The organism is Segatella bryantii (assembly GCF_022024215.1).
In the GTDB taxonomy this organism is placed as follows: Bacteria; Bacteroidota; Bacteroidia; order Bacteroidales; family Bacteroidaceae; genus Prevotella; species Prevotella bryantii.
Genome location: NZ_CP091797.1, coordinates 424,825 through 448,454, shown reverse-complemented (window position 1 = coordinate 448,454; position 23,630 = coordinate 424,825). Strand labels below are relative to the sequence as shown.

Annotated in this window: 20 protein-coding genes and 1 pseudogene; 6 read left to right on the top strand and 15 right to left on the bottom strand. The window is 39.8% G+C overall.

The genetic code is table 11. The features are described from left to right. Positions 1-168: 168 nt before the first annotated feature. Both L6471_RS01675 and L6471_RS01670 read right to left on the bottom strand, forming a co-directional pair. On the bottom strand, positions 169-1,545 hold the full coding sequence (locus L6471_RS01675; RefSeq protein ID WP_237797112.1) for a glycoside hydrolase family 43 protein: 1,377 nt from the start codon (positions 1,543-1,545) through the stop codon (positions 169-171). Positions 1,546-1,564: 19 nt separating this feature from the next. Next, positions 1,565-2,647: pseudogene (locus tag L6471_RS01670) on the bottom strand (alpha/beta hydrolase-fold protein); the annotation flags it as partial. Between the two features lie 368 nt (positions 2,648-3,015). On the opposite strand from L6471_RS01670, the gene L6471_RS01665 reads away from it, so the two are divergent. The 4 genes from L6471_RS01665 to L6471_RS01650 are packed head-to-tail and all read left to right on the top strand — an operon-like array spanning position 3,016 to position 7,765. Next, positions 3,016-5,115 (top strand): TonB-dependent receptor plug domain-containing protein, encoded by a 2,100-nt coding sequence (locus L6471_RS01665; RefSeq protein ID WP_237797111.1) that lies wholly within the window; start codon positions 3,016-3,018, stop codon positions 5,113-5,115. Positions 5,116-5,120: 5 nt separating this feature from the next. Next, positions 5,121-5,930 (top strand): DUF4249 family protein, encoded by an 810-nt coding sequence (locus L6471_RS01660; protein WP_237797110.1) that lies wholly within the window; start codon positions 5,121-5,123, stop codon positions 5,928-5,930. A gap of 20 nt (positions 5,931-5,950) precedes the next feature. Continuing rightward, on the top strand, positions 5,951-6,712 hold the full coding sequence (locus L6471_RS01655; protein ID WP_237797109.1) for a LytR/AlgR family response regulator transcription factor: 762 nt from the start codon (positions 5,951-5,953) through the stop codon (positions 6,710-6,712). Positions 6,713-6,718: 6 nt separating this feature from the next. Then, entirely contained in the window at positions 6,719-7,765 is a 1,047-nt protein-coding gene (locus L6471_RS01650) for a sensor histidine kinase (protein ID WP_237797108.1), read from the top strand. A gap of 107 nt (positions 7,766-7,872) precedes the next feature. Here L6471_RS01650 and L6471_RS01645 read toward each other — a convergent pair whose 3' ends face one another. The 11 genes from L6471_RS01645 to L6471_RS01595 all read right to left on the bottom strand — a co-directional run bounded on the left by L6471_RS01645 (position 7,873) and on the right by L6471_RS01595 (position 20,065). Continuing rightward, complete coding sequence (locus L6471_RS01645) at positions 7,873-8,196, bottom strand: hypothetical protein (protein WP_237797107.1); 324 nt, start codon at positions 8,194-8,196, stop codon at positions 7,873-7,875. Between the two features lie 47 nt (positions 8,197-8,243). Beyond that, complete coding sequence (locus L6471_RS01640) at positions 8,244-8,828, bottom strand: hypothetical protein (protein ID WP_237797106.1); 585 nt, start codon at positions 8,826-8,828, stop codon at positions 8,244-8,246. 48 nt (positions 8,829-8,876) lie between these two features. Beyond that, positions 8,877-9,284, bottom strand: a complete 408-nt coding sequence (locus L6471_RS01635; RefSeq protein WP_036862139.1) for a hypothetical protein — start codon at positions 9,282-9,284, stop codon at positions 8,877-8,879. Positions 9,285-9,537: 253 nt separating this feature from the next. Continuing rightward, entirely contained in the window at positions 9,538-9,969 is a 432-nt protein-coding gene (locus L6471_RS01630) for a hypothetical protein (RefSeq protein WP_051214749.1), read from the bottom strand. A 72-nt stretch (positions 9,970-10,041) separates the two neighbouring features. Continuing rightward, on the bottom strand, positions 10,042-10,875 hold the full coding sequence (locus L6471_RS01625) for a hypothetical protein (protein WP_237797105.1): 834 nt from the start codon (positions 10,873-10,875) through the stop codon (positions 10,042-10,044). Positions 10,876-10,935: 60 nt separating this feature from the next. Next, entirely contained in the window at positions 10,936-12,090 is a 1,155-nt protein-coding gene (locus L6471_RS01620) for a BACON domain-containing protein (RefSeq protein ID WP_237797104.1), read from the bottom strand. Positions 12,091-12,153: 63 nt separating this feature from the next. Further along, complete coding sequence (locus L6471_RS01615; protein WP_144263809.1) at positions 12,154-12,774, bottom strand: hypothetical protein; 621 nt, start codon at positions 12,772-12,774, stop codon at positions 12,154-12,156. A gap of 131 nt (positions 12,775-12,905) precedes the next feature. After that, entirely contained in the window at positions 12,906-14,213 is a 1,308-nt protein-coding gene (locus L6471_RS01610; RefSeq protein WP_237797103.1) for a DUF4302 domain-containing protein, read from the bottom strand. 13 nt (positions 14,214-14,226) lie between these two features. Continuing rightward, entirely contained in the window at positions 14,227-15,141 is a 915-nt protein-coding gene (locus L6471_RS01605; RefSeq protein ID WP_237797102.1) for a zinc-binding metallopeptidase, read from the bottom strand. A 20-nt stretch (positions 15,142-15,161) separates the two neighbouring features. After that, entirely contained in the window at positions 15,162-16,730 is a 1,569-nt protein-coding gene (locus L6471_RS01600) for a RagB/SusD family nutrient uptake outer membrane protein (RefSeq protein ID WP_237797101.1), read from the bottom strand. A gap of 20 nt (positions 16,731-16,750) precedes the next feature. Beyond that, positions 16,751-20,065 carry a SusC/RagA family TonB-linked outer membrane protein gene (locus L6471_RS01595; protein ID WP_237797100.1) on the bottom strand — a complete coding sequence of 1,105 codons (3,315 nt, stop codon included), beginning with the start codon at positions 20,063-20,065 and terminating at the stop codon, positions 16,751-16,753. Between the two features lie 490 nt (positions 20,066-20,555). Here L6471_RS01595 and L6471_RS01590 point away from each other — a divergent pair, with 490 nt between their 5' ends. Both L6471_RS01590 and L6471_RS01585 read left to right on the top strand, forming a co-directional pair. Beyond that, positions 20,556-21,905, top strand: a complete 1,350-nt coding sequence (locus L6471_RS01590) for an MATE family efflux transporter (protein ID WP_237797099.1) — start codon at positions 20,556-20,558, stop codon at positions 21,903-21,905. Positions 21,906-22,124: 219 nt separating this feature from the next. After that, positions 22,125-22,397, top strand: a complete 273-nt coding sequence (locus L6471_RS01585) for a hypothetical protein (protein ID WP_237797098.1) — start codon at positions 22,125-22,127, stop codon at positions 22,395-22,397. Between the two features lie 245 nt (positions 22,398-22,642). On the opposite strand, the gene L6471_RS01580 is transcribed toward L6471_RS01585, so the two are convergent. Together L6471_RS01580 and L6471_RS01575 are read right to left on the bottom strand one after the other, a co-directional pair. Continuing rightward, entirely contained in the window at positions 22,643-22,834 is a 192-nt protein-coding gene (locus L6471_RS01580) for a hypothetical protein (protein WP_237797097.1), read from the bottom strand. A 419-nt stretch (positions 22,835-23,253) separates the two neighbouring features. Continuing rightward, on the bottom strand, positions 23,254-23,583 hold the full coding sequence (locus L6471_RS01575) for a hypothetical protein (RefSeq protein ID WP_237797096.1): 330 nt from the start codon (positions 23,581-23,583) through the stop codon (positions 23,254-23,256). Between the last annotated feature and the right edge of the window lie 47 nt (positions 23,584-23,630).

The window sequence follows — 23,630 nt, the reverse complement described above, 5'->3', positions numbered from 1 at the left end:
CATTTTTTTGGGGATAGTATATAGATTTCTTGCTATTTTTTTTAAAAATACGTGTAAATATCTCGGAAATGACATAAAATATAAGATAAAACCTGTACAGAAGTTGTCCATTTGCTTCTGCACAGGTTTTATCTTATATTAATATGAATACTATTGGATTATAGACTTTTAATCCATCTTCCACCAGTAAAAGTTCATGAGTTTGCGTCCCTTCTGCCCACGGAAAGCAAAATAGATATCATGCACACCGACAGGGCTGTCTTTGAGATGAGCAGAAAGGGTTATCCAGTTTTCCCATCCCTTAGTAGATGGCACCTCGATGGTTGCGAGAGGAGTTTTACTGATACTATCAGCAAAGATATCTATGTAGCCACCCTGTGTAGCACTGGCCACACGAACGGTAATATTCTTGGCACCACTATTCATATCGACCTCGCGTACCTTTAACCAACTACCATTCTTAACCTCGCTCACATACACACCATCTTTGTCATTCTGATCGGTCGTAAGTCCATCGCAATAACCGATGGTTTCAGCTTCTACACGTTCGAAAGGATTAAGTGTACCTACAGGAGCTACACCCTCTTTAGTAGGCATAATCGTTGGAATAGTACCATCAGCATTCCAAGTAAACTCCTCGATGGCTGTACTGCGGTCGAATCCGCCGCCACCAGGAAGATTTCCAGTATGATAGAAGAAATAACTATGTCCTTTGAAATCGACAATACCGCAATGATTAGTAAACGACTGCGTACTGTTCAGTTGCGGCATAATCGTGCCTTTGTAAGTCCACGGTCCCATAGGTTTCTTACTCATCGAATAAGCGATATGTTCTGGTACACCACCTGCAGCATAAAGCATATAATAGTTTTTACCATGCTTAGAAAGCCATGGACCTTCGGTATAGATATCCTTATATGCATGATTAGCTACTTTAGCAGAATCACGGAACAGCGGAGAAGGTGCTCCAAAACTCTTCTCATCTTGATGCACGAGGGTGACATCACTTACAAAACTAACCATATTATCGTTAAGTTCTGCCTGGTGAATCTCTGGATTACCCCATACCAGATAGGCTTTCTTACCATCTACAAGTACGGTAGGGTCGATATTATCCCACTTACCATCATCGTATAGTGGATGTCCGAGTGCATCCCTAAAAGGCCCCGTCGGACTGTCGGCTACAGCTACGCCGATAGCCATACCACCAGAGAGTTTACTATGGGCACATACATACCAGTAATACTTGCCGTTACGTTCACAACACTGTGTGGCCCAGGCACGGTCATCAGCCCATGAAAATGTATTCAGTCCGATAACTTCACCATGATCAGTCCAATTCACCATGTCTGTTGTCGAATACACACGCCACTGATACATCCAGAAGAAATCTGCATGCGGTTCATCCACATCAGCATAGAGATAAAGTCTGTCTTTTGTCGCCAACGGAGCAGGGTCAGCCGTATAACGGGTTTGGATAACAGGATTTTGAGCTTGAGCAAAAGTTGATGCTGTCAAAGCTAAACCTAAGAGAATATTTTTCATTTTAATTATAGATTACGATTTACTTGAAAAGATGAGGAATAAACTGATTCAGGCATCGACGCCACGTAAGCCACTCATGGTCTGTACCTTGTGAAACGTAGGTATCCAACTTGATGCCCGCTTGCTGTAGCTGTTTAGCCAACCCTTGGGTACCAATCCAGTGTTCTTCAGAACCATACCCCATAAATAAATAATGTAACTTACTGTTCACCTCCTTAGGACGAGAGAATATACCATCGTAAGTAGCATGAATATCGAGTCCAAAGATAGCTCCACTGAAAGCACCCGCATACGAGAACTTATCAAGATTTGTAAATACCATATCAAAAGTCTGATGACCACCCCAAGAGAGACCAGCCATCGCACGATGATCTCGATCAGTATACGTACGGAAAGTCTTCTCCACAGTAGGAATCAGGTCATTGAGCAAAACCTTATAAAAACTGGCACCATACTGACTATTACCCGCTTTATTACTTGCCCCTGAAGCAAAATTGAAAGGAGCTTTCACATCACCACTCTCCATGACCACGATCATAGGAACGGCATCACCCTTGGCAATCGCATTATCCAGAATATTCATCATCATACCCTGTTTGCTCCATCCTGTTTCATCTTCACCCATACCATGCTGCAGGTAAAGTACAGGATAGCGCTTATTACCCTGTTCATATTCTGCCGGAGTATAGACCATTGCTCTGCGCCACTGCCCTGTACTCTTCGCAAAATATTGCATAGAACGAACCTGTCCTTTAGCCACGCCCTGCTGCAGTCGATAGTAATCGCCCTCTTTTCCTTCCGGTATCTCGATACCACTTGCTTGCACATGACAGCCAAAGAACGTATCACTGGCAGGGTCTGACATACGCACACCATCAACAATCATAAAATAATAATGAAAGCCCACTACGAGCGGATCAGTAACAGCGCTCCACACGCCTTTCTCATCTCGCTTCATATCATATTTTTTGCCACAAATATCTACTTTTACATCTTTCGCTTCCGGAGCAGAAAGAGTAAAATAAGCACGGCGCTGTGAGTCTACTTTAGGAAATTGATTACCCGGCTCTGCAGTTGAAGCGACAACAGCATCTGCTGGTACATTTATCGTTTGACCAAATGCCGGGGCTACATGTACACTGGCCAAGGTTAAAGCCAGCGTAAGCATACATTTACTCGCAAAAATAATTTGTTTCATTGGTTTAGGTATTTTAGTTCGGCTGCAAAATTACCAAAAACCAATGAGATAAACTTTGTGAAACGTACCTTTTACTATTCTCTATGTTACATTTGGGGATTTGCTTCAACATTTTTCATTACATTCTTTCATATTGTATCTTCATGGATTGAAAATAAACTTTATCTCAGCTATGTTTCATTTCATCTTACGGAAATGTCACCTCATCAGAATCACTTTTATTTTGATTATAGAAAGCATTATCTTTGTTTTCGTTAATCAAATAATTCGTAATGATTTCTAATTTTCATAGGTTTTATTTTCTAGGTATAGTATTAGATTGTGCTGTTCCTGCCATGGCGCAGGAACAGCAGGATACAACCTCCAGATTTAACCAGGTGCAACAGTTGAATGAAGTTGTAGTAAGTTCTCGTTCGGCCAAGCAGAGGTTGAATAATGTGCAGATAGGTCAGGAGAAGATCCAACTGTCCGATCTCGTGAAAGTGCCTTCACTTCTAGGTGAGCGTGATATTTTCAAGTCATTGCAGCTGTTGCCGGGTATCAAGGCGGAAAGCGAAGCTTCGAGTGGTTTTCAGGTACGTGGCGGTACTTCTGCACAGAATGCCGTGCTGCTGGACAATACTACAATATATCAGGCCGGTCATCTTATGGGTATGTTCTCCAGTTTCAATGATGAAGCCCTGACCAATGCCGTGCTTTCCAAAGGTATGATTCCGGCACAGTATGGCGATGCGACATCGTCGGTACTCACAGTATCGACCAAATCGGGTGATATGAACGATCATCACTTTGGAGGCTCTTTGGGGTTGCTTTCTGCCAAGGTGTTTGCCGAAGGACCGCTTGTCAAGGATAAGGCTTCTTTCCTGGTAACAGCTCGACGTTCGTATGCCGATCTCTTTCTGAAGTTATCACATGATTATAAAAATTCTTCACTTTATTTTTATGATATCAATGCCAAGATAGACTGGCAAGCCAATGCGAAAGACCGTTTGTCTCTGGCTATTTTCAATGGTAAGGATGTCATGGCTGTGCAGAACCTGTCTCATATTAACTGGATGAATACATCACTTAATTTGCGATGGATGCATTCGTATAGTGACAAACTGCTTTCTACGACCAGTCTATACTACTCCAATTATAAGAGTTTTATGGAAATAGACGGATTTGGGCTTGATTTCGATGAGAATGGTTTTATACGTCATTATGGTCTGAACCATACCCTACAATGGTTTCCTATGAAGAATCTCCAATGGAATATAGGATTGCAGTCCGCCCTTATCCATTTGCGCTCTGCTGATTGGAATGTGGGTAATACTCATCAGAATGAGGAGCGAAAAGCTTGGGAGAATGCAATTTGGATGAATGGTATCTGGTCACCATGCAGTCAACTATCCTTCTCTTCGGGTCTGCGACTCAATCTGTTTACTGTTTTGGGTGGATCGCCTTACTATGAACTCGATGCAGACGGCAATATCCTGTCTACTTATTTTTCTTCATCAGGCAAATTCGTCAAGACATATACCACGTTGGAACCTCGTCTATCTGTCAACTATAAACTTACCTCATCTCAGAGCCTGAAATTGGGCTATACGTTCTCTACACAACAAATACGTGCGGTAAGAACGAGTTCCTGGTCAATGCCTTTCGACCGTTATACCATGAGCAGTAACATCATTAAGCCGGAGATGGCCCAACAGGTGAGTCTGGGGTATACCCGATTGTTGCAACATGGTGCTTACGATTTTTCACTGGAGGGTTATTATAAGGATGTAGACCATGTATACGACTATCGTGATGGTAAATCATTTAATTCTGAAATCGAAATAGAACGATTGCTTCTGGAGGGCAGGAGCCATGCGTATGGTATAGAACTGGGACTGCACAAGAATACTGGCAAGTTTACAGGATGGCTCAGCTATACTCTATCTTGGGTAGAGAATAAGATTGACGGCATCAACGACGGTCGCTGGTATACTGCTAATAATGACCGGAGACACGATCTGTCGATAGTGGCCATGTATAAGTTGACCGACAAATGGGATCTTAGTGCCAGCTGGAAATACAATTCAGGACAGGCGCTTACAGCGCCAAGCGCCAAATACAAGATCAATGGCGAGTATTTCTATTATTATAGTGAACGCAATGGCTATCGGTCACCAAGTTACCACCGTCTTGATCTGGGTGCTAATTACACGGTCAAGAAAGCTAAATATACCAGTACCTGGTCATTTAGCATCTATAATGCCTATAACCGCCGAAATCCGTTTATCGTGGGTTTTGAGAATGATTCTCGTACCGCTTCTGGTATTCAGGCTTATCAATTTTCTCTTTTTGGCATTATCCCATCTGTAGCTTACAGTATTAAATTTTGATGAATATGAAGTATGTTCTTAGTATATTGCTGGCCATGTGTCTGTGGTCGTGCAAGGATAATATAGATTTTGAGTATCATTCTACTGATCCGATGTATGTGGTTGAAGGTAGGGTTACGAATACAGATGCTGCTGTTTCGGTAAGCATGAGTCAGGACATGGAGAGTACGTCTGACTCTGTACCAGTAAACGATGCTCGGGTTATCATTACCGGTGATGATGGAAGTATGCAGATGCTGCAATCTGTAGGTTATGGCAAGTATATTGCAGAAGAAGGGTTCTGTGGCAAGAAAGGTGTTACCTATACCCTGCAGGTGAATGTGGGTGGTAATACTTTCCAGTCATCCTCTACCATGCAGGATACGACAACGATCAATGCACTTAACTTTACTTGGGAAAAAGTGATGAACGAGGAAATACTGGGTCTTCATGTTAATTTTGATGATATTAAGAACGACAGCAATTATTACTGTCTGCGAGTATATCGCAATGATACCATCTATATGTGGAATGTCATGAAGGATATGGGATATGAAAATCAGTGCATAGACCGTACCCTGACGATGATTACAAAGTCGAAGTTGGAGAAGAACGAGGATGAGGATCACGATAAGATGGTGTACGAAGGTGACCGTATCCGACTACAGTTGCTGGTTATCGATAAGCGAACCTATGATTACCTCACCAGTCTGCGTATGAGTACCAATAACCGAAGTAATCCATATCTTAATTTCGGTGGACTATGCATGGGTTATTTTTCTGCCTATGGCATGACGGAAAAAGAAATTATCTATAATGCGGCTCATTTCAAGTAAATTTTCCTATTTTTGTCGGTATGAATCAGCGATATCTTATTATAGAGGATGAGCAGTTTGCTGCAGATGAACTCCTGCGTATGATGCATAAACTGCGCCCTGCATACGAATGTGTGGGGCGAGCCGACAGTATCGGTAGTGCTTTAAATCTGTTGGATACCACTCACCCTACCTTTTTGCTGACCGATATCAGACTGTCTGATGGACTTTGTTTCGACATCTTCGTTCAGCATCCTACAGATCTACCCATCATCTTCACTACGGCCTATGATGAATATGCCATTCAAGCCTTTCGTAGCAATAGTGTGGATTATCTGCTTAAACCAGTGGAGGAAGAGTATTTGGAACGGGCTTTGGTAAAATTGGAGAAACACGGTTTGCCAGCCGTCAGCTCTTCTGAGGTAAGACAGTTAATCAATGATTATGAGCAGCATATCATCAAAAACAGGTTTTTGGTGCAGATCGGTGATGAATACCGCCATGTAGAGGTAGAGGATATTGCCTATTTCTACAGTGAGGAAAAATATACCTATCTTTATACGCATGCAGGCAAGCAGTACATCCTGTCGTATACCCTCGATGCGCTACAGAATATGCTCGATAAGCATACATTTTATCGTGTCTCCCGTAACTGTATTGCATCTATTCAGAGTATCCGCAAGTGTACCCGTTATTTTGCAGGTCGTCTGAGTATAACCCTATCGCCAGAGGCACCAGCAAAGATTATTGTCAGTAGAAATCGCGCTACTGATGTACTCCGATGGATGGATGATAATATGTAAGTCATTATGATTAAAATGGAAATGAAGTATATTCCTCTTGTGGTCCTGGGACTCATCCTGGTACTGTTTATGAATATCAGTACCTTTCTAGTTATTGCCAATAATTTTGATTGGCAAGAGGTGCTACATATTTGGGAACACAACATTATCCCTGGTCTTTTAATATTCTTGATAGATTATGTTATTATCTCACTGCTGAAAAAAGTTTTACGCAAACATCCCGTCTTGGGATTTCTGCTTGATGTGGTGTGCACTAGTCTTATGACCTCGCTGATCATAACCATCGAGGGCCGTCTACTCTTCTCCTTCATGTATCCTAATCGTACGGTCGACTTACTTAGGTTGATTGTGCCGGCCATCTTCAGTAATGTGCTCTTCGTGTTGCTTATCGAACTGTATATATACTATACCAACAGACGTATAGCTGAGCAGAGGGCCGTAGAAGCAGAGCGTAAAAAAGCCCATTATCAATTTCTGGCACTCAAGAATCAGATGAATCCGCATTTCCTGTTTAATAGTATGAATGTGCTTTCATCTCTGATTTATCAAGATGCCGACAAGGCGAATGTATTCACCAAGAAATTGTCAGCAGTGTATCGTTATCTTCTAGGTACAGACAAGCATATTACGGTAACGCTGGCAGAGGAACTTGAATTCGTCAATAATTATATCTATTTGCAAAAGGTACGCTTTGGTGAAAGTATACAGGTGGAATATGCCATACCAGAAGAGGCGATGCAGCGAACAGTTATTCCCGCAAGCATACAGGTTCTCGTAGAGAATGCCATCAAACATAACCGTTGCACGGTAGACACTCCACTACATATCAGCATCGTTTATCAAAAAGGCATCATCACGGTTACCAATAATTTGCAATTACGATATGATGTGGTAAAAAGTGGTATCGGCCTAAAGAATCTAGCTATGCAATATGAATTGCAAGGCAAGAAAATAGTGGTGCATCAGAATGCCGAATCATTTTCAGTTTCACTTTATTTACCTGAGCGTACTTGCGAAAGCAAAATAATGAGCTCCATAACACAAAAAAAATAGAAGTGGCATAAGTGTAAATAACTAAAATTGTAGATTTAAAGCGATGTAAATACCTGAAAGATAGCATATTATTTAAGAAAATGCTTCTTTCAGGATTTATTATAAGCTCATTTAACAGGTACAAAACAATTAACCTCGCCTAATTTATTTTTCATAACAAGTGTATCCTTGCGAAATGAAATATGTTGTACGATAGTTGCTCCCCAATAATCTAGGGACATACTATCGCCTGCAAACTGATAAGGGACTGCCACAATAGGATATTCATCTACATAATACAAACTATCCTTATCGATTTTGAACACTGTAACCTCATCACCACTTGGCGCCCAAAAACCAAATAATCGGGACTGTAGACTTTGTTGAGGCGAAGAGGCCATGCAAGACAACAGGGCAAAAGCTACTATTGAAATAAAAAATATTTTTTTCATATATCGTTAAACTTTTCCTTAAATAATAAGTTAGTACTACTATAGACCTACTTAGAATATACTAACTTCTTTTTCTGTTTATATGGGAATATGTAGGTGTTGAATTCGTTAATGTTATTTGTAAGTTCTGGTAAATCGCATTTCTTCCACATATGATCTACATATTGTACAAGGTAACGTTCTGCGGATTTTTCGACAAGCAGAAAATCGGATTGACCAAATAAAAAGTATAATTTATCAGGCTTAATACCATTGACGAATGAAAGCAAGGGATTATCTTTCGATTTAGAATAGCAGTAAGAATTATAGTTTGAATATTTGCCCCATAATATGTAGTCCCAATTTGATGTGGTTGCGATTACTTCATCTAATGTAGCATGATCGAAATCGAGATATGTCTCTATTCGCATATATTTGGGCACTGCTTCAAATTTCATACTACGATATTCTTTCTTGATAAGCACACGATATATGGGAAAGCATGTTTTCACAGAATCCTTGACAAATCCTGGGATGTATTTTTCAGCTTTAACCAACTCTTTATGAGTATTATGATCATATATTTTAGCTGATTGAGCCAATGAATTAAATGTTATGCCGAACGATATCGACAATATTAACAATCTTATCATAAAATTTCTAAATTAAAATGTCCGTGAAGGCAAGATTGCATACATTCTTTAGTCTCCATTTTTGATAACAGTCTGCTTGAATTCTTTTGCTTCTCTATCGTAATAGACCGAATTCCATAAGTCGTTAAATTCTTTTTCGGTTATCATATTTATACCCATCTTTTTGAAATCTTCCAATTCGCAATTTGTATCCAGCCAATAACCATAATTTCTATCGTCTGGCATTTTTACAATAATCCTACCATCTTTAGCAAATCCAATTTCTCTGTTTGCAATATGATTTACCACATCGTCATATTCAATAAACCATAGAGTAACATCCTCTATTTTATCATCAAAATCAGGATTTGCACTGAGTGGAACGATCATCTTATGCAGCAAACGACACCATAAGCTTCGTTTTGTTTTATTGTTCTGCTTTTTTTCTGATGACCACTTTAAAATAAAATATTTCATAAATTTGTACTACTTAATATAATCTTATTAAAGGATAATATTCAGTAATAGCTATAAAATATAGCACTAATAATGACAGCTGGTTATTACTGTTGTAGGTATATAAGAAGCAATAGTCAGCGAGACACCCAATTGCCAACAGAGTCTTAGGACATAATGTGTAGGGACTTGCGAATGCTAATCCCCACACACCTGCTATTCATTACTACTTATGGGTAAGACATCAATTACATCAAATGCTACAAAGTATAAACTACCAGCTACAATTCCCGCAAAAAGCTAGTTTCCGTTGATTCTTGTTACGATCTTCCACAATAAGAATGCCTTTCACATTATAGAATTCACTATCACCTTTGCTTTGTGTATGGTTGATTGTCACTTTTAAAGTAAACCTTTTATTCTTGTACCAAAATACGTCTTTCCGATTGGATACAAGAGTAAACTCTTCTAGACGACGATTAATCACCATGTAGGCCGTGGTTGCAAGGTCATTCACCATTATGTAGCTTTTATTTCGCATTTTGTTTGGATACTTATAAAAGACACAACATCCACCATCTATCTCTGATGGTATAGAGTCGAAGCTTCCTATTTCAATGCTGACATTCGATTTTACCTCTGCAAAAGATGTGAGAGAATATAGTATTGAAAAACAAGTAATTATAGATAACTTTAAAGCATTCATTTCTATCTGTTTTATAATTTCACTTTGGCATAGATAAATGATTTATGCTAAAAAAATGGCTCCCATTAAACATTATTTACTTGAAAGAGACGAGCCTTTGAGATAGTCAGCATCAAGCTCTTCGTATTTCCGGTCATCATATTCGGGAGGACGGTGATATTTATAATCGGGGTACACTTTATGGAGGCATTCCTCCATAAAATCATCGTATTTCCGATACGGATTCTTTCCGTTGCGTTCCCTGAACACAACGAATTCCTTCTGTGCATAATTAGCCAAGCTGTCGTAAACAGTTTTATATACCATTTCATCATCATTCTCCGCACAGATACTTGTGTGGACTTCTCCCTGCTCAAAAGTACAATACAACCAACGTTCCCCTTCCTTCTTATACCACCAAACGAGTTGGGAGGAAAAATTATTGTTCATTAGTCGAACCAGCGGCACATCGTATGCTGTAATCTTCTGGAGTATGGCGGCAGCTTTCTGGTTGATCGCATCAAAGACTGGACTGTTAGTAATCATATAGGTAAGTGAAGCTTGATCTATGTTTTTAAAGATATAGGAATCGCAGTAGGCTCGAAAGCTTTCAAACTTGTTGAGTTGAGAGTTGCTTTTCTCCCAAGACCATTTGCGCCGTGGTGGGAAAAGTTCATAGCCATACGAGACCATACTTCCGTGGGCAAGACTCGCTATTGCTTCCTCGCACGTTTCGCCAAGAAAATCGTAACATATTTCTCCGTGATCAATGAATAAACGCCTAATATATGCTCCATCGGTGAAGAAAATATCATTGTTTTCCATCTCAATCACGGGCATAGCCATTTGATAGTCGGGGATTGTAGCTAAGAGCTTATTAACCTCGGCCAGCAAGCCCTTCTTCTCATCCATTGTTAATTCTTTCATATTTCTTCGTTAAACTTTTCCTTTAAAAGGAAAAGTTTAATGATTTATGCTAAAAAAATACTATTTGACAAATGGTGTAATAAGCTTGTTATTCGCTTTTTGCTTCTTTTTGAGCAAAGCTGCTGGAATATTACTTTTTGCAGCAGCTTGGGCTGGCAATTTGATGAGTGATGGATAATACAAAAATGCAAGATTAATACCTGTATAGGTGTCTTTTGTAGCTTCCTCTCCATCAAAAAGACCAAAGGCGATACCCATTTCTGTTGCGTCACTGCTATTGAGACCTAATAATTTAAATTCCGATAATGTTATTCCGTCTTCACCTACGAAATCAGCACCAATGCCATAACCAGATTCAAAGATTGTAGCACCATCTGTCAAAGAAACGAATATCGGATAAATGCTGTAAGCTGTATTCTGATAATTGAACGTACCAAGTTGGGTTCCACTCAAGAATATAGCTTGATGTGACTTCTGATTCCATTGGAATGGATAAGTTACTCCTAAATCTGGAACGACCAAGTAAGGCTTATCGTCTTTTGCCACTTGGATAGATGCAGAATAACTAACTGTATTAAATTTGCTATTATAACCTGTAAGAATAATATCGCCTACTAAATCGGCCAACTCACCCTGAGCAATCAGGATAGAATCTGCTACATTACCCGTTTGTATCTTAATATAATCTCTACGGAAAGCACCCGTTTTATTCTCTTCAACTTGATAAACAAACCCATTGTCAGTAGACGTAATATCCACCCACTCAGGTACATGTACTAACTGTACCGGTAAAGTGTGTTGAATAGTAACTTCACCCTGTTGCGCTTGATCATCCAGATAGTTCTCCTTATCAGCTTCTATATTGAACGTAAGACCCAACTGCGAAATAGAGGTCGTCACGGAGTCACTACCAGAATAGATTTTCAACGAAGCTGCTCTACTGGTAATATTCGGATTTTCTTTTGCTTCGACCGTTATGGTATTACCCGATACCGAAACGGTTGCCCAGTCTGCATCTGTTACCGCTCTAACCGTTGTTAAAGTATCTTCAGGAATACCTACTACAACACTTCCAGTACCGCCGACACTGGTAAAGGCGACATTCTGAGAAGCAATCGCCAACGGTGTGGTAGGTGTTGGCAGATCATCGTTCTCACAAGATACACAAAGCAGTGCACCTGCAAATATATAAATACATCCTAATAGTTTATTCATTGTTATTTTGTTTTAATGTTATTATTCGGTACGTTTTTTATGATCTCATTTCGTGGTGTCATTTCAAGAGTATGATTTGTGGCTATACATGAACGTCTGTCTACGTCGTTTGGGTATAAAGCATTTTTGAGGAATAACATTCTCCCAAACTGTCCAGCTATCTATCTGATGTTTTATTCGACGAACAGCATCTTCGCACTCTACAGGATAAGAGAGCGACTGTACAAACCACAGTTTTCGGTGTCTTACATATTTAGCATAATTACGATACCCATCTACGACTCCATCTTCAGCATACAGTGGACTTGAGATGATGAGGGTATCCGCAAGAGTACGTATCTTTACATCATGATTTTCATGCACAAGACTGTCTTTCATCTGTTGTACTGTTAATTGTTCAGGATTACCAAGCACATAACCAGAAAGATTGATCTGTTCTACATTCCAAAAGCGGAAAGTGCAGCATCCAGGCTCTGGATCAAGAGAATCAGGAAGTTGTACGAAAAAGTCTGGATATCGCATGATATAACCAAAAGTGCTATCATGATAAGTTTTCATATGAGCACCATTAATTTTCTGTTGCAGCAAGTTAGCAATCGGTATTACATTATCTCTGTGATGAAGATAAATGAATGTCGATGCCACAACCGTCAGAAAAAATGTTATGATGAAAAATCGTCTCATAATTGATTATTACTTAAATATGACACAGAAATAACATCCCCGAATGATGTATATATGGTGAGGCTATTGCAAAGCCTCACCATACCCAAGAACTCTGTCTAATTCTTTCTTAAGAGACTGAGAGTATCGTATTATTTAAACAATACTTCCTTACCATCAGGTACAAGTTTGAAGGTATTTTCAGGATTAGATTCATCCGTCATCAAAATGTATGAAGGATTTCTCGTGTCGTCGGCTGTAAGCTTAAAGGTACGAGGCTGATTGACGTAGCCTAATGGGAAAACCATATAGTCGTAGTTAGCATTCTTGGAATACCATGAAGCATTGCCCAGACCTTGACCTGTAAATGATAATACGACTTCGTCTTCGCTCTTAATGGTACAGTTCATCGTGTACATACCATAATAGTATCCATCTTCCGCTGAACCACTATAGAAGCTTAAACCAAAACCTTCACCATAACTACTTGTTGCAAAGTTACCAAAGATAACATACTTGAGTGATTCGGCAAGATCACCAGCATTTTTAATGGCAACATTAAAGTATTTTTTACCGAAACTGCCAATAGCATCATAAGTAAGATAGAATGTTCCATCTGCAATCTGGTCTGCTAATGATGGTAAAACGGCAATTAATTTGATATCAGACTTACCTTTCTTCTCTGACCATTCCGTGCCTTTCGCATAGTTGAATCCATCTAAAGAATAGTTGTTAATGGTATTGTTTTCATACAACTCGATACCATTAGGAGTAATGATATAAGGCACATCAAGAGTCTTTGTCGTCCCGTCTGATTCGTATGTTACTGCGAGGTTACGATAATGAGACTTGGCACAAGCTAATGTATCTTCGCCTAATACCAACTGATATTTCTTATAATTCATTACTGTTTCTACCTGAGCAACCTTGTTGATATAGCCAGCCCATGTCTCATCTTTCGCCAATGGGATAAGAACGATTTTGGAACCATGCTTTTTACCCTGAAGGATAACACTATCAGCAGAACACTGCTGTACACGGAACTCAAAGTCACCTAAGTAGCCTTCTCCACTTTTACCAACACCACCATTACGCTTGGAAGATGGCTCAGAGAAAATATGAATAAGATTATTAAATTCGTCCATTGACAGGATAACACCATCACTCTGTTCAAACTTATAATGAGAGGTCTGCAAAGAATCGCCAAACAACTCGTTACCGATGGTTACCTGGTCATCCTTAAATTTCAGATAGAGGTTATACCCACCATATCGTGTATCAGCATAGTAGTGTGCAACCCATCCGTTTGAAGCACTCTCAAGTATTTGTTGATCTGTCGTAATAGCCTCCTGAATACGCTGAGCTGATGATTTTTCAAACAGATCATCTACCTCATTGGTACAAGATGCTGTCAACAATAAAGCAGCAAAGCTTAAAAGTATATATGATATTTTTTTCATAACGTATACGTCTTTAGTTTAATTTGGTAAGATCAAGGGTTTTTACTTCATTGCATCGACGATTTACGACAGTACGCAACTTGTCGATATCTATACCCCATGAGTCCTGCATATAGGTACGGATGATATCCAGTTTCTTCAGAATAATAGCAGCGCCTTCATCGCCAGCCTTCTTGAGCAGTGCATTCCAGCCCTCATCTGAAAGGGTGATATATGTAGAATAAGTTTCTGCAAAATCTTCGTTATACTGATCTGATGCGTAACCAGTAACGAAACCCTCTTGACCTGATTCTTCGTCAGACACATTAATCCAGTCTGTAGAATGATACTTACCAGCTGAAATAGCCTGGAAATCGGTAGTATACTGCTTCTTCTGAGTTAAGATATGACAGAACTCATGGTGCATGGTATGAAAATACCAGTGGTTTAAGTCGAGTGGAAGCGCACCTCTTGAGCGGAAAGGATCGTCCTGCTCGATATGGATGTTATGAATATCCAATTCGTTCAGGCGGAATAAAGTTACCATAATACCACCTTCTGCAGTACCCAGCACGATACTACCCTGACCACTATACTCTGGTGAACCGATAAGCTGAACAACACGGAAGGTATTAGCTTTCACAAAGTCCTCTCCTACTGCCTCACGATAAGAGTCAAGCCATACATGCTTCAAGAGAATGGCCATCGCTTTAGAATTATCCAGACGAGCAGGAACTACATTATACTCATTATCAGAGAGTTTGTCATTATAATGATATTGGAAATCAATATTATAAGGTAGTGTGAAATTATTTAATATCCAGGTATCAAACTCGGTACGTTTCGGAGAAGACGTATCAAAGATAGACTCATTCTCGATACCATTGTCCTGACAAGAAGCCAAGACGATGGTAAAGAAGGCTATAAATAATAATTTAATATATTTCATTGTATAATATGCTTAGAAAATTAACGTGGGTTAGCTTCGAGACCAGTAGATAACACATCAGCTGGAATCTGGATAGCCAAACGAAGATCGCCCGGCTTAATGTAGATTGGATTCTCGTGAGAAATATAATGCGTATAAGGTATACCATAACGTTTCAAATCCATGAATCGCTGTCCCTGCCAGAAAGTTTCGATACGACGCATCTGCAACAAACAGTATAACAAGTTACGCTGGGTGGCATTGCTGATGGTAAAGCCCTGAGGATGCAAAGTCTTCTTCACATTCTGCTTTTTTACTTCCACTTCATTGTCAGCCACAGTATCTAACTGATTAAAGAATTTATTCACATTGTCGACCGTCAGTCTTTGACGGGTATAGCCACCATGTGACGCCTCACAGTGGGCATCGCACCAGCTGTTCATATCGGCAATAGCAGCTTCGTTCTCACCCAGGAGAATTTCTGACTCAGCTCTAACAAGCAGCGTTTCGTCGGTGGTGAAAGCAGCCTCTACGATGTGAGCATAACCTGTGTTGTTAATCTTATCCGTAACTTCGAAAAACTCTATCTGCTTAGGAATCCATACCGTCTGGTTATTACCATACATCATATGAGATTCATAGAGCGTATTGGCAGAAGAACCGATGCTCTTGGTCCAAGGCATAAGTGCCCAGAATGTTTGTGATGAAACGACATCCATATTATGGTTATATCGTTTCGTGCTTGTCGCGTAAGAAGCACGTCCCATCAGAGAATACGATGTCAAAAGCAACAGATTGGATGGATTGCCACTCTTGATATAATTATTACCGATATCCTCTGTACCAGCAAGGTTGGAATAGCTAGACATCTGTCGGAGTACAGAACCAGGATTTGAACCTACTACAACAGAAGCATACTCTTTTGCCTTCTTGAAATTCAGATAGTACAGATTGAATCGAGCAGCAAAAGCATAAGCAGCACTCTTATTAAAATGATATTTTGCTGAAGTCAGATGACTGTCATCAATCATTGGCAGAGCTTTCTCAATATCTTCATTAATATTTGCATACAGCTCTTTCAGCGTACCACGCTCTGGCACTGTTACACCCGCCTGCTTCGGATAGGGCAAGCCTAAGTATTTTTCGGCTTTGTCAGGATTATAAGCCATACAAAACAGATTACTGAGACGGAACATGGCAAACGCTCTACAAAGAAGAGCCTCAGCACGAAGACCACGATTATAAGCGTTATCTTCCATCTTATCGAGTGCTTCTAACGCATTATTAGCAGTTGCTACAGAACGGTAAGTATCACTCCAAATTTTATACGGTGAATCGTTATAAGATATCGTTTCAACATCCTGCAAACGATAGATTTGGTCGATGTAATCGTAGGTAGCATACTGTGTACCGTTATCGGTTACATTATCTGAAGAGAATTCCTCTACCAGAAGAGGAGATTTATTCGGATAAGCGGTAACCAAAAGGCTTTTTACTTTTTCTACAGAGTTGACTTCTGTACGGTTATCAGGCATCTTATCGAGATAGTCACCACATGAAGTCAAGCTCAATAAGGCTGCAGCTATATAGAAATATTTATATTTTTTCATTATTATACTCTTTTAAAAAATTAGAGGCCCAAACGCAAAGTACATGTAAACTGACGTGGCATTGGAACTGCTACACCACCAGCATTGAAGAATTCAGGATCTTGACCGTTTAACTTCTTATCAGAATAAATCAAGAAGAGGTTAGTAGCCTGAAGTTTAATACTTGCATTCTGTATACGTAATGCTTCTGCGAAGCTCTTAGGGAAATCGTAGCTCAGAGAGATTTCTTTCATACGGATAAAGTCGCCCTTAGCGATACGTGCTGTACTACGATTGTAAGCATTATAGGCATATTTCAAATAGAGATCATTCTGTATCTGGCGAAGATCTGCAATAGCAGGAATGTTTGTTGTTTTTTCGTCACCAGCTTGGGTCCAACGATTCTTGAAATCCTTAGGCATTGCGTCGAGATCTGAATATCTGTAGTTAAATGAATCTGCCAAGCGAACTACATTACCAAAAGAGTAAGTCATGAAGACATTTAGGTGCCAGTTCTTATAGGTGAAGTTGTTACCAAATGAACCAGTGACAGTTGGGTCTGAAGGACCTTCATATATCAGATAATCAAGATTAGTAGACTGGAAGTTGATATCACTGGTAGTCAAGTTGCCTTCTTCATTAATAAAGGTAGGGATACCATCATTGTTCAAGCCTCTGAAATCAAGAGAATAGAGGGCACGGTATGGATCACCCTTACGAGTAAAACCGACACCACCTTCACCAGCAATCATGTCGATGATACGGCTATTATCATCCAGTTCGGTTACTCTCGTTTTTACATGAGAGAAAATGAAGTCTGTATTCCACTGGAATTTAGGAGTCACGATGTTTTTGCTTGAAATGGTAAGCTCCTCACCATGCGATTTCATGGCAGCAACATTAGCCAACTGGCGAATAGCACCCTTGGTACCATTCGTAGTCTGATAACCAATCAAATCGTAGTTGTTACGGGTATACCAGTCGAAGACTACATTAAGACGATTGTTTAAGAAACCAAGATCTACACCCACGTTAAACTCATGTTTCTTTTCGTATGTCAAATCAGGGTTTGCGATATCCTTGATTTCAAGACCAGACTCTTTATCTGAAGCAAAAGGACGCCATACATTGGTACTTTTAATAATCGCTTCGGCATTAGATACAGAAGGATCATCACCGGTAAGTGAGTATGAAGCACGCAAAGTGGCATGACTGAAGGCTGGCTCAATACGTTCAAACCACTTCTCCTCATGGAGGTTCCATGCAGCAGAAACGTTCCAAGTAGGCAACCAGCGAGCAGAAGTAGCTTTACCCAGACGGTTACTACCTTCGTAACGAGCTGTAAGGTTCAAGCTATAACGACCTTTGTAAGAGTAGTTTACATTACCAAAGAATGCCGCTTTACGGTTGTAGAAGTTTTTAAGGTAATAGTAGATATCGTTCTGTTCAGAAGCCTGCTTGAAGTAATAATAGCTGTAAGCACCGAGATAACCCATGTCGTACTGCATACCTACACCATTGAAATAGCTACGGTTGCGCTCGATATTATTCACCTCCATACCACCATAGAAGTTGAAGATATGATCTTCGTTCCATACATCATTATAGTTGACAGAGGCACGGAAATCATAACCATTCATTTTATATTTGGTTTCACGATAGAAACCACCTTCAGGGAGTACTGAGAATTTCTGTGTATTTACCTGATCAGGATCTTGATATAACCAAGGGTTAGAATCTATCATGGTAGCATCATCCATAGCGCGGAAAGACTGAGCCATGTTAGAATACTCTGTGATGGTATTCGCTTGTGTGGTAGTAGAGTACTTATAGGCTCCCATCAGTGACAATTCTACCTTAGAGATAGGCTTATATTTTAACTCTGCCTGGAATCTAAGATCTACGATGTCATAATCCATATAGTTGTTAGCCAACTCATGATGGATGTTAAACGGAGCATAGTTACGCACGTAAAAAGCATTAGGATCAAGAGTACGAGAAGAGTTAATCGCATAAGAGTAAGGGTTGATATCGAAATCACGACTAACTTTACCAGTTACAGCATCTACACTCTGAGAGGTTGTACCCGGAGCCTTCTGCATACGATAAGAAGTATTGGCACGAAGACCTAAAGACAGTTTAGAGCTAAGTTTATAGTCAGCATTGATAGCTGCAGTAAAACGCTGCATCTTGCTAGCTTCTGTCCATCCTGGGTCTGTCAAATAAGAGAAAGAGGTATAATATTGTGCCTTATCCGTACCTGTAGACATGCTGATAGAGTGATTCTGCATGATAGCAGAACTGAAGAGCTCATCAAACCAGTTAGTATTGCGGAATTCTGCAGCCTGCAAATAAGTAGCACGGGCTTCAGGAGTATTCGCAAGTCCGAAAGTGCCGGTAGAAGCATTATAAGTACTCATCAACTGATACATCTTACCATAGACACCGCTCGATTCAGCACGTAAGGTTCTACTGTAAGATAGCAAACCAGCACTTTCCATTTCTTTGTAAACACCCATTTGCTCCTGAGAGTCCATGATGTTAAACTGGCTGTAGCTTGGACGAAGACGCATGGTAAACTCACCAGTATAGTTAATACGGGTACTACCCTGACGACCCTTCTTGGTTGTGATAACGATGACACCAGCCATCGCACGCGCACCATAAATAGAAGTAGCACTACCATCCTTCAATATCTGAAAGCTCTCGATATCATCTGCATTCAAACCTGCAACTGCAGATGACAAAACGGTAGAAGCATCACCCGAAGAAAGCTGATCAGCATTGACCTCAGTAACATCTTCCATAATGACACCATCAACCACCCACAACGGTTTACTACTACCATATATAGAAGTAGCACCACGAACACGAATTTTAGGAGCAGCACCAAAGGTACCAGAAACATTCTGAACACTTACACCAGCAGCACGACCTTCGAGCGAACGACTGATATCAGCCACACCGTCAATTTTGGCTTTAGCAGCATCCACCTTGGTAGAAGCACCAGAGAAAAGTCGCTTGTCGATTTTGTGCATACCCGTTACCACCACTTCACCAAGTGTTTTGTCGTCAGCAACAAGGCTAATCTTCATACCTTCCTTAGGAGAAACCGTAATGGTTTTCATGCCAAGATAACTGACAATCAACTTTTTACCCGAAGGTACACTGAGGGTGAAATTACCATCAATGTCGGTAACAGCACCAGTCTTCGTACCTTGCACGATGATAGAAGCACCGATAATCGGTTCTCCATCTGAAGCTGAGACAACGGTACCTGTAACTTTGTTTTGGGCAAGAACGGTTCCTACGAAAAGGAACAGACTTGCGAAAAACATTGCTAGTCTTTTTTCCATAAAAATCTCTCTCATAAAAATTAAAAATTAAACAATACTTCTTGAGACGATGGTGTAAGTATCACTGAAAATGCAATTAATTTCATCCTATTTACTAGTGATTTTTCACGTTTGGTCTTTCCGAAGGTTACTTATATATTCACATTAATAGTTGACATCTACTTTCAGTCTATTATTATATAGTGGTATATGATTCTATATTGAAAACGTATGCAAAGATAGAGTATACTACTTGCATAACCAAACATTTGTATAGAAAACATCAAATGCTTTACATTTTTTAACGCTAATTCTGTTGAATATACCGTACATTTGGTATACAACTTGCTTTTTTTGTTATCAAATAGTTAGCATTTATCGATTATTTGCTTCATATTGAAGATTTGTGTATTAATATTGATAGTATATTCATAAAATATTATAAATTCTTACTACATATTTAGCAATTATTTAAGGGAAATAAGAAAAAATGAGTAACTTTGCAATAAATATGAAAAATTTCAGCAAAAATAATTATTATAGAGATTTAATTAAGTTAGGTATTCCTATTATTATCGGCCAGTTGGGTACTATTGTTTTGGGGTTTGCAGATACCTTGATGATTGGTCATCATGGTACAGAAGACTTGGCTGCAGCAGGACTCGTGAATAACGTATTCAACCTAGTACTTTTGTTTTATCTCGGCTTTTCGTATGGTCTTATTCCATTAGTGGGCAACTTATATGGAAGAGGCAAACATCAAGAAATCGGTCAGAAAGTAAAGAATAGTTTATTGGCTAATTTCTTGATCGGCCTATTGCTGATGTTGGTGATGACGATTGTTTATTTTAATCTAGAGAACATGGGGCAACCGAAAGAACTTTTATCACTGATACGTCCGTATTTTATCGTTAATGTGATAAGTCTTCCTTTTATCGGCCTTTTTAATGGTCTCAAACAATTCTTTGATGGCATCACCCATGCTAAGGTATCTATGTGGGTTATGATTATCGCCAATCTGCTAAACATCCTATTTAACGGTTTACTCATCTATGGATATGCTGGTTTTCCCGAACTCGGACTGCTTGGTGCCGGTATAGCCACACTTGGGTCGCGCGTGTTTATGGGCATAGCACTACTATGCATTCTACTTGGAAGTCGTAAATTTGCCATATACAAGCAAGGCCTGATGCAAGGTATCATTAATCGTAAAGATATGAAAGATCTGAACGCACTGGGATGGCCTATAGCATTGCAGTTGGGTATGGAGACAGCAGCCTTTGCGCTGAGTTGTATTATGGTAGGATGGATAGGCACCACTGCTCTTGCCGCTCATCAAATAATGGTTACCATCGGACAGTTGTTCTGTCTGATTCTTTCGGGTGTTGCCACAGCAGCATCTATCCGTATCAGTGTATTTTATGGACAGAATAATTATTCGGCAGTTATCGAGAATGCCAAGGATTGTTTTCGGTTAGAACTGATTATCGCAATGATTATTGCGATACCGGTTATTATATTCCGCAATCAAATAGGCGGTTGCTTTACCAATAATACAGAGGTTCAGCATATGGTGTCAATAGTTATCTTCACCTTGATAGCCTATCAGTTTGGCGACGGTTTACAGTATACCTATGCAAATGCACTTCGAGGTATTGCTTGTGTGCGTCCGATGGTACTTTATGCCTTCATCGCATATTTTGTAATTAGTTTACCTTTGGGATATTTGTTAGGTATTCATCTGAAGTTTGACTTAGTAGGAATTTGGACAGCCTTCCCTATTTCACTTTCAGTTGCTGGCATACAGTATTATCTTCGATTTAAGAAGGAAATGAATTTGAAGATGGCTCAGGGGTATTAAAAAGATTAACACGATAGAGACGTCTGCGTTTACAGAAAACATTGCAAAAATAATCCCTCGCTGATTTTCGGTACAACATACTCTCGGCCGTGGGTATAATACAGTAAAAGATTCATCTAGATTATTTAAGTTAAAAAGAATTAAGCATCTGTCAATATTTATCATGAAATGGTTAGTTTTGTAAGCGAATCATTTTATAACATCAACAAAAAGACCAACATGAAAAAAATTTTATTTAGTGCCATGGTTATGGCAATGATGTGCATGACAACAACCGTTAGCGCACAATCTAACGAGAGTAACCAGAGCAAGAAAGAGTGTTGCCAGAAGAAGGCTAAAGCTTGCTGTGAAAAGGATGCTAAGGCTTGTTGCAAGAAGGAAGCTAAGACTTGCGGTGAGAAAAAGGAGGATAAAGTTTGCTGTAAGAAGGACAAAGCCAACTGTGATAAAAAGGCTAAGGCTTGTTGCAAGAAGCAAGTTAAGAAACAATAAAGTTCTCTCATAAGCCTTTGCGTCTTAGCACTCTTAGCGTGAATGAAATACTTATCTAAGAAGGTTTGGATAAGTTATGATTCTCGCCAAGTACGCTAAGACGCAAAGGCTTTTTTATATGTTTTCAAGTTAAAGGGCGAGTCTCCCCGTCCATTTGTTTTCACAACGGAATAATCCTTATTGTGATGTTAGCTTTAATGTGGGTGTTGTTTTTGTATCAGCAAAGATAGTAAAAATTCAGCTAATTATTTTTTTACCTGTACAATACTATAAACGGAGTTTATCAGAGTACCATCTTCGGCAAATTCATTGATGGTACATTTTGCGGCTTCTTCCTCGACACATGGTTTGCCATCCTTGTTGGTGAAAGAAACCTCGGCATAAACACCTCCGTTAGGTGTAGGTCCGTCAATCCGTTTTACTAACTTACTTTTCATTTTATTATTGCTTTTGCTGCAAAGCTACACATAATATTTTGAAATTACAAGGCGTTTAACGAAGTTTACCAATATGTGCGCCTATCTGTTTTGTTGCGTGGCGTCAGCCTATAAGCACGATGGCGTAGAGTTCGATATGTCGCTTATGGACTTTGCCGACAGCCTCACGCCCGAGGAGTTCAGCCACATATACAAGGCGGACGGCGCAGTATCAAGACCGTTGGGAACGTATGCGTATGCTTGCGGCAATAACCATACAGCCGTATGCCAAGAAAGGGCTAACGCCCCACGGACTTCTACCCTTTCCATGGGAGAAGAAAAAGCCGGAGCATACGAAAGTAGTCCCGGCAATATCTAAGGAAGATGCGTTAAAGCGTTTTGAGGAAGTGTTGGGAAAAGTAGGAAACGACTAAATAGTGTTATCTATTCGTTCGTTCATCCGAACTAATAAAAGACATTTGACAGATGGAATAGAAAAACAATGCAGAAGAGCCGCCAAGTGCTAACAAGCCGTTGACTGATTGGTTATTGAAAAAAGCAAAATACGCCAGACAGATAACCCAAACAACAAGAGACAACAAGGCAATTACGCCCCAAACTTCATACTTTTTTGAATGCTTGTGTGGCGTATCCTCGCCTACGACTTCGACACTAACAAGTTCTACCCTGATTTCGTTTTCAGGCTTACTCGCTACATCGTTTGTTGCGGCTTCTGGTATGTGGTTGATGCTCTTACAATCCTTTTCCATAACACTTAGTTTGAATGCTTCGCCACAAAGATACAAAAAATATTGAT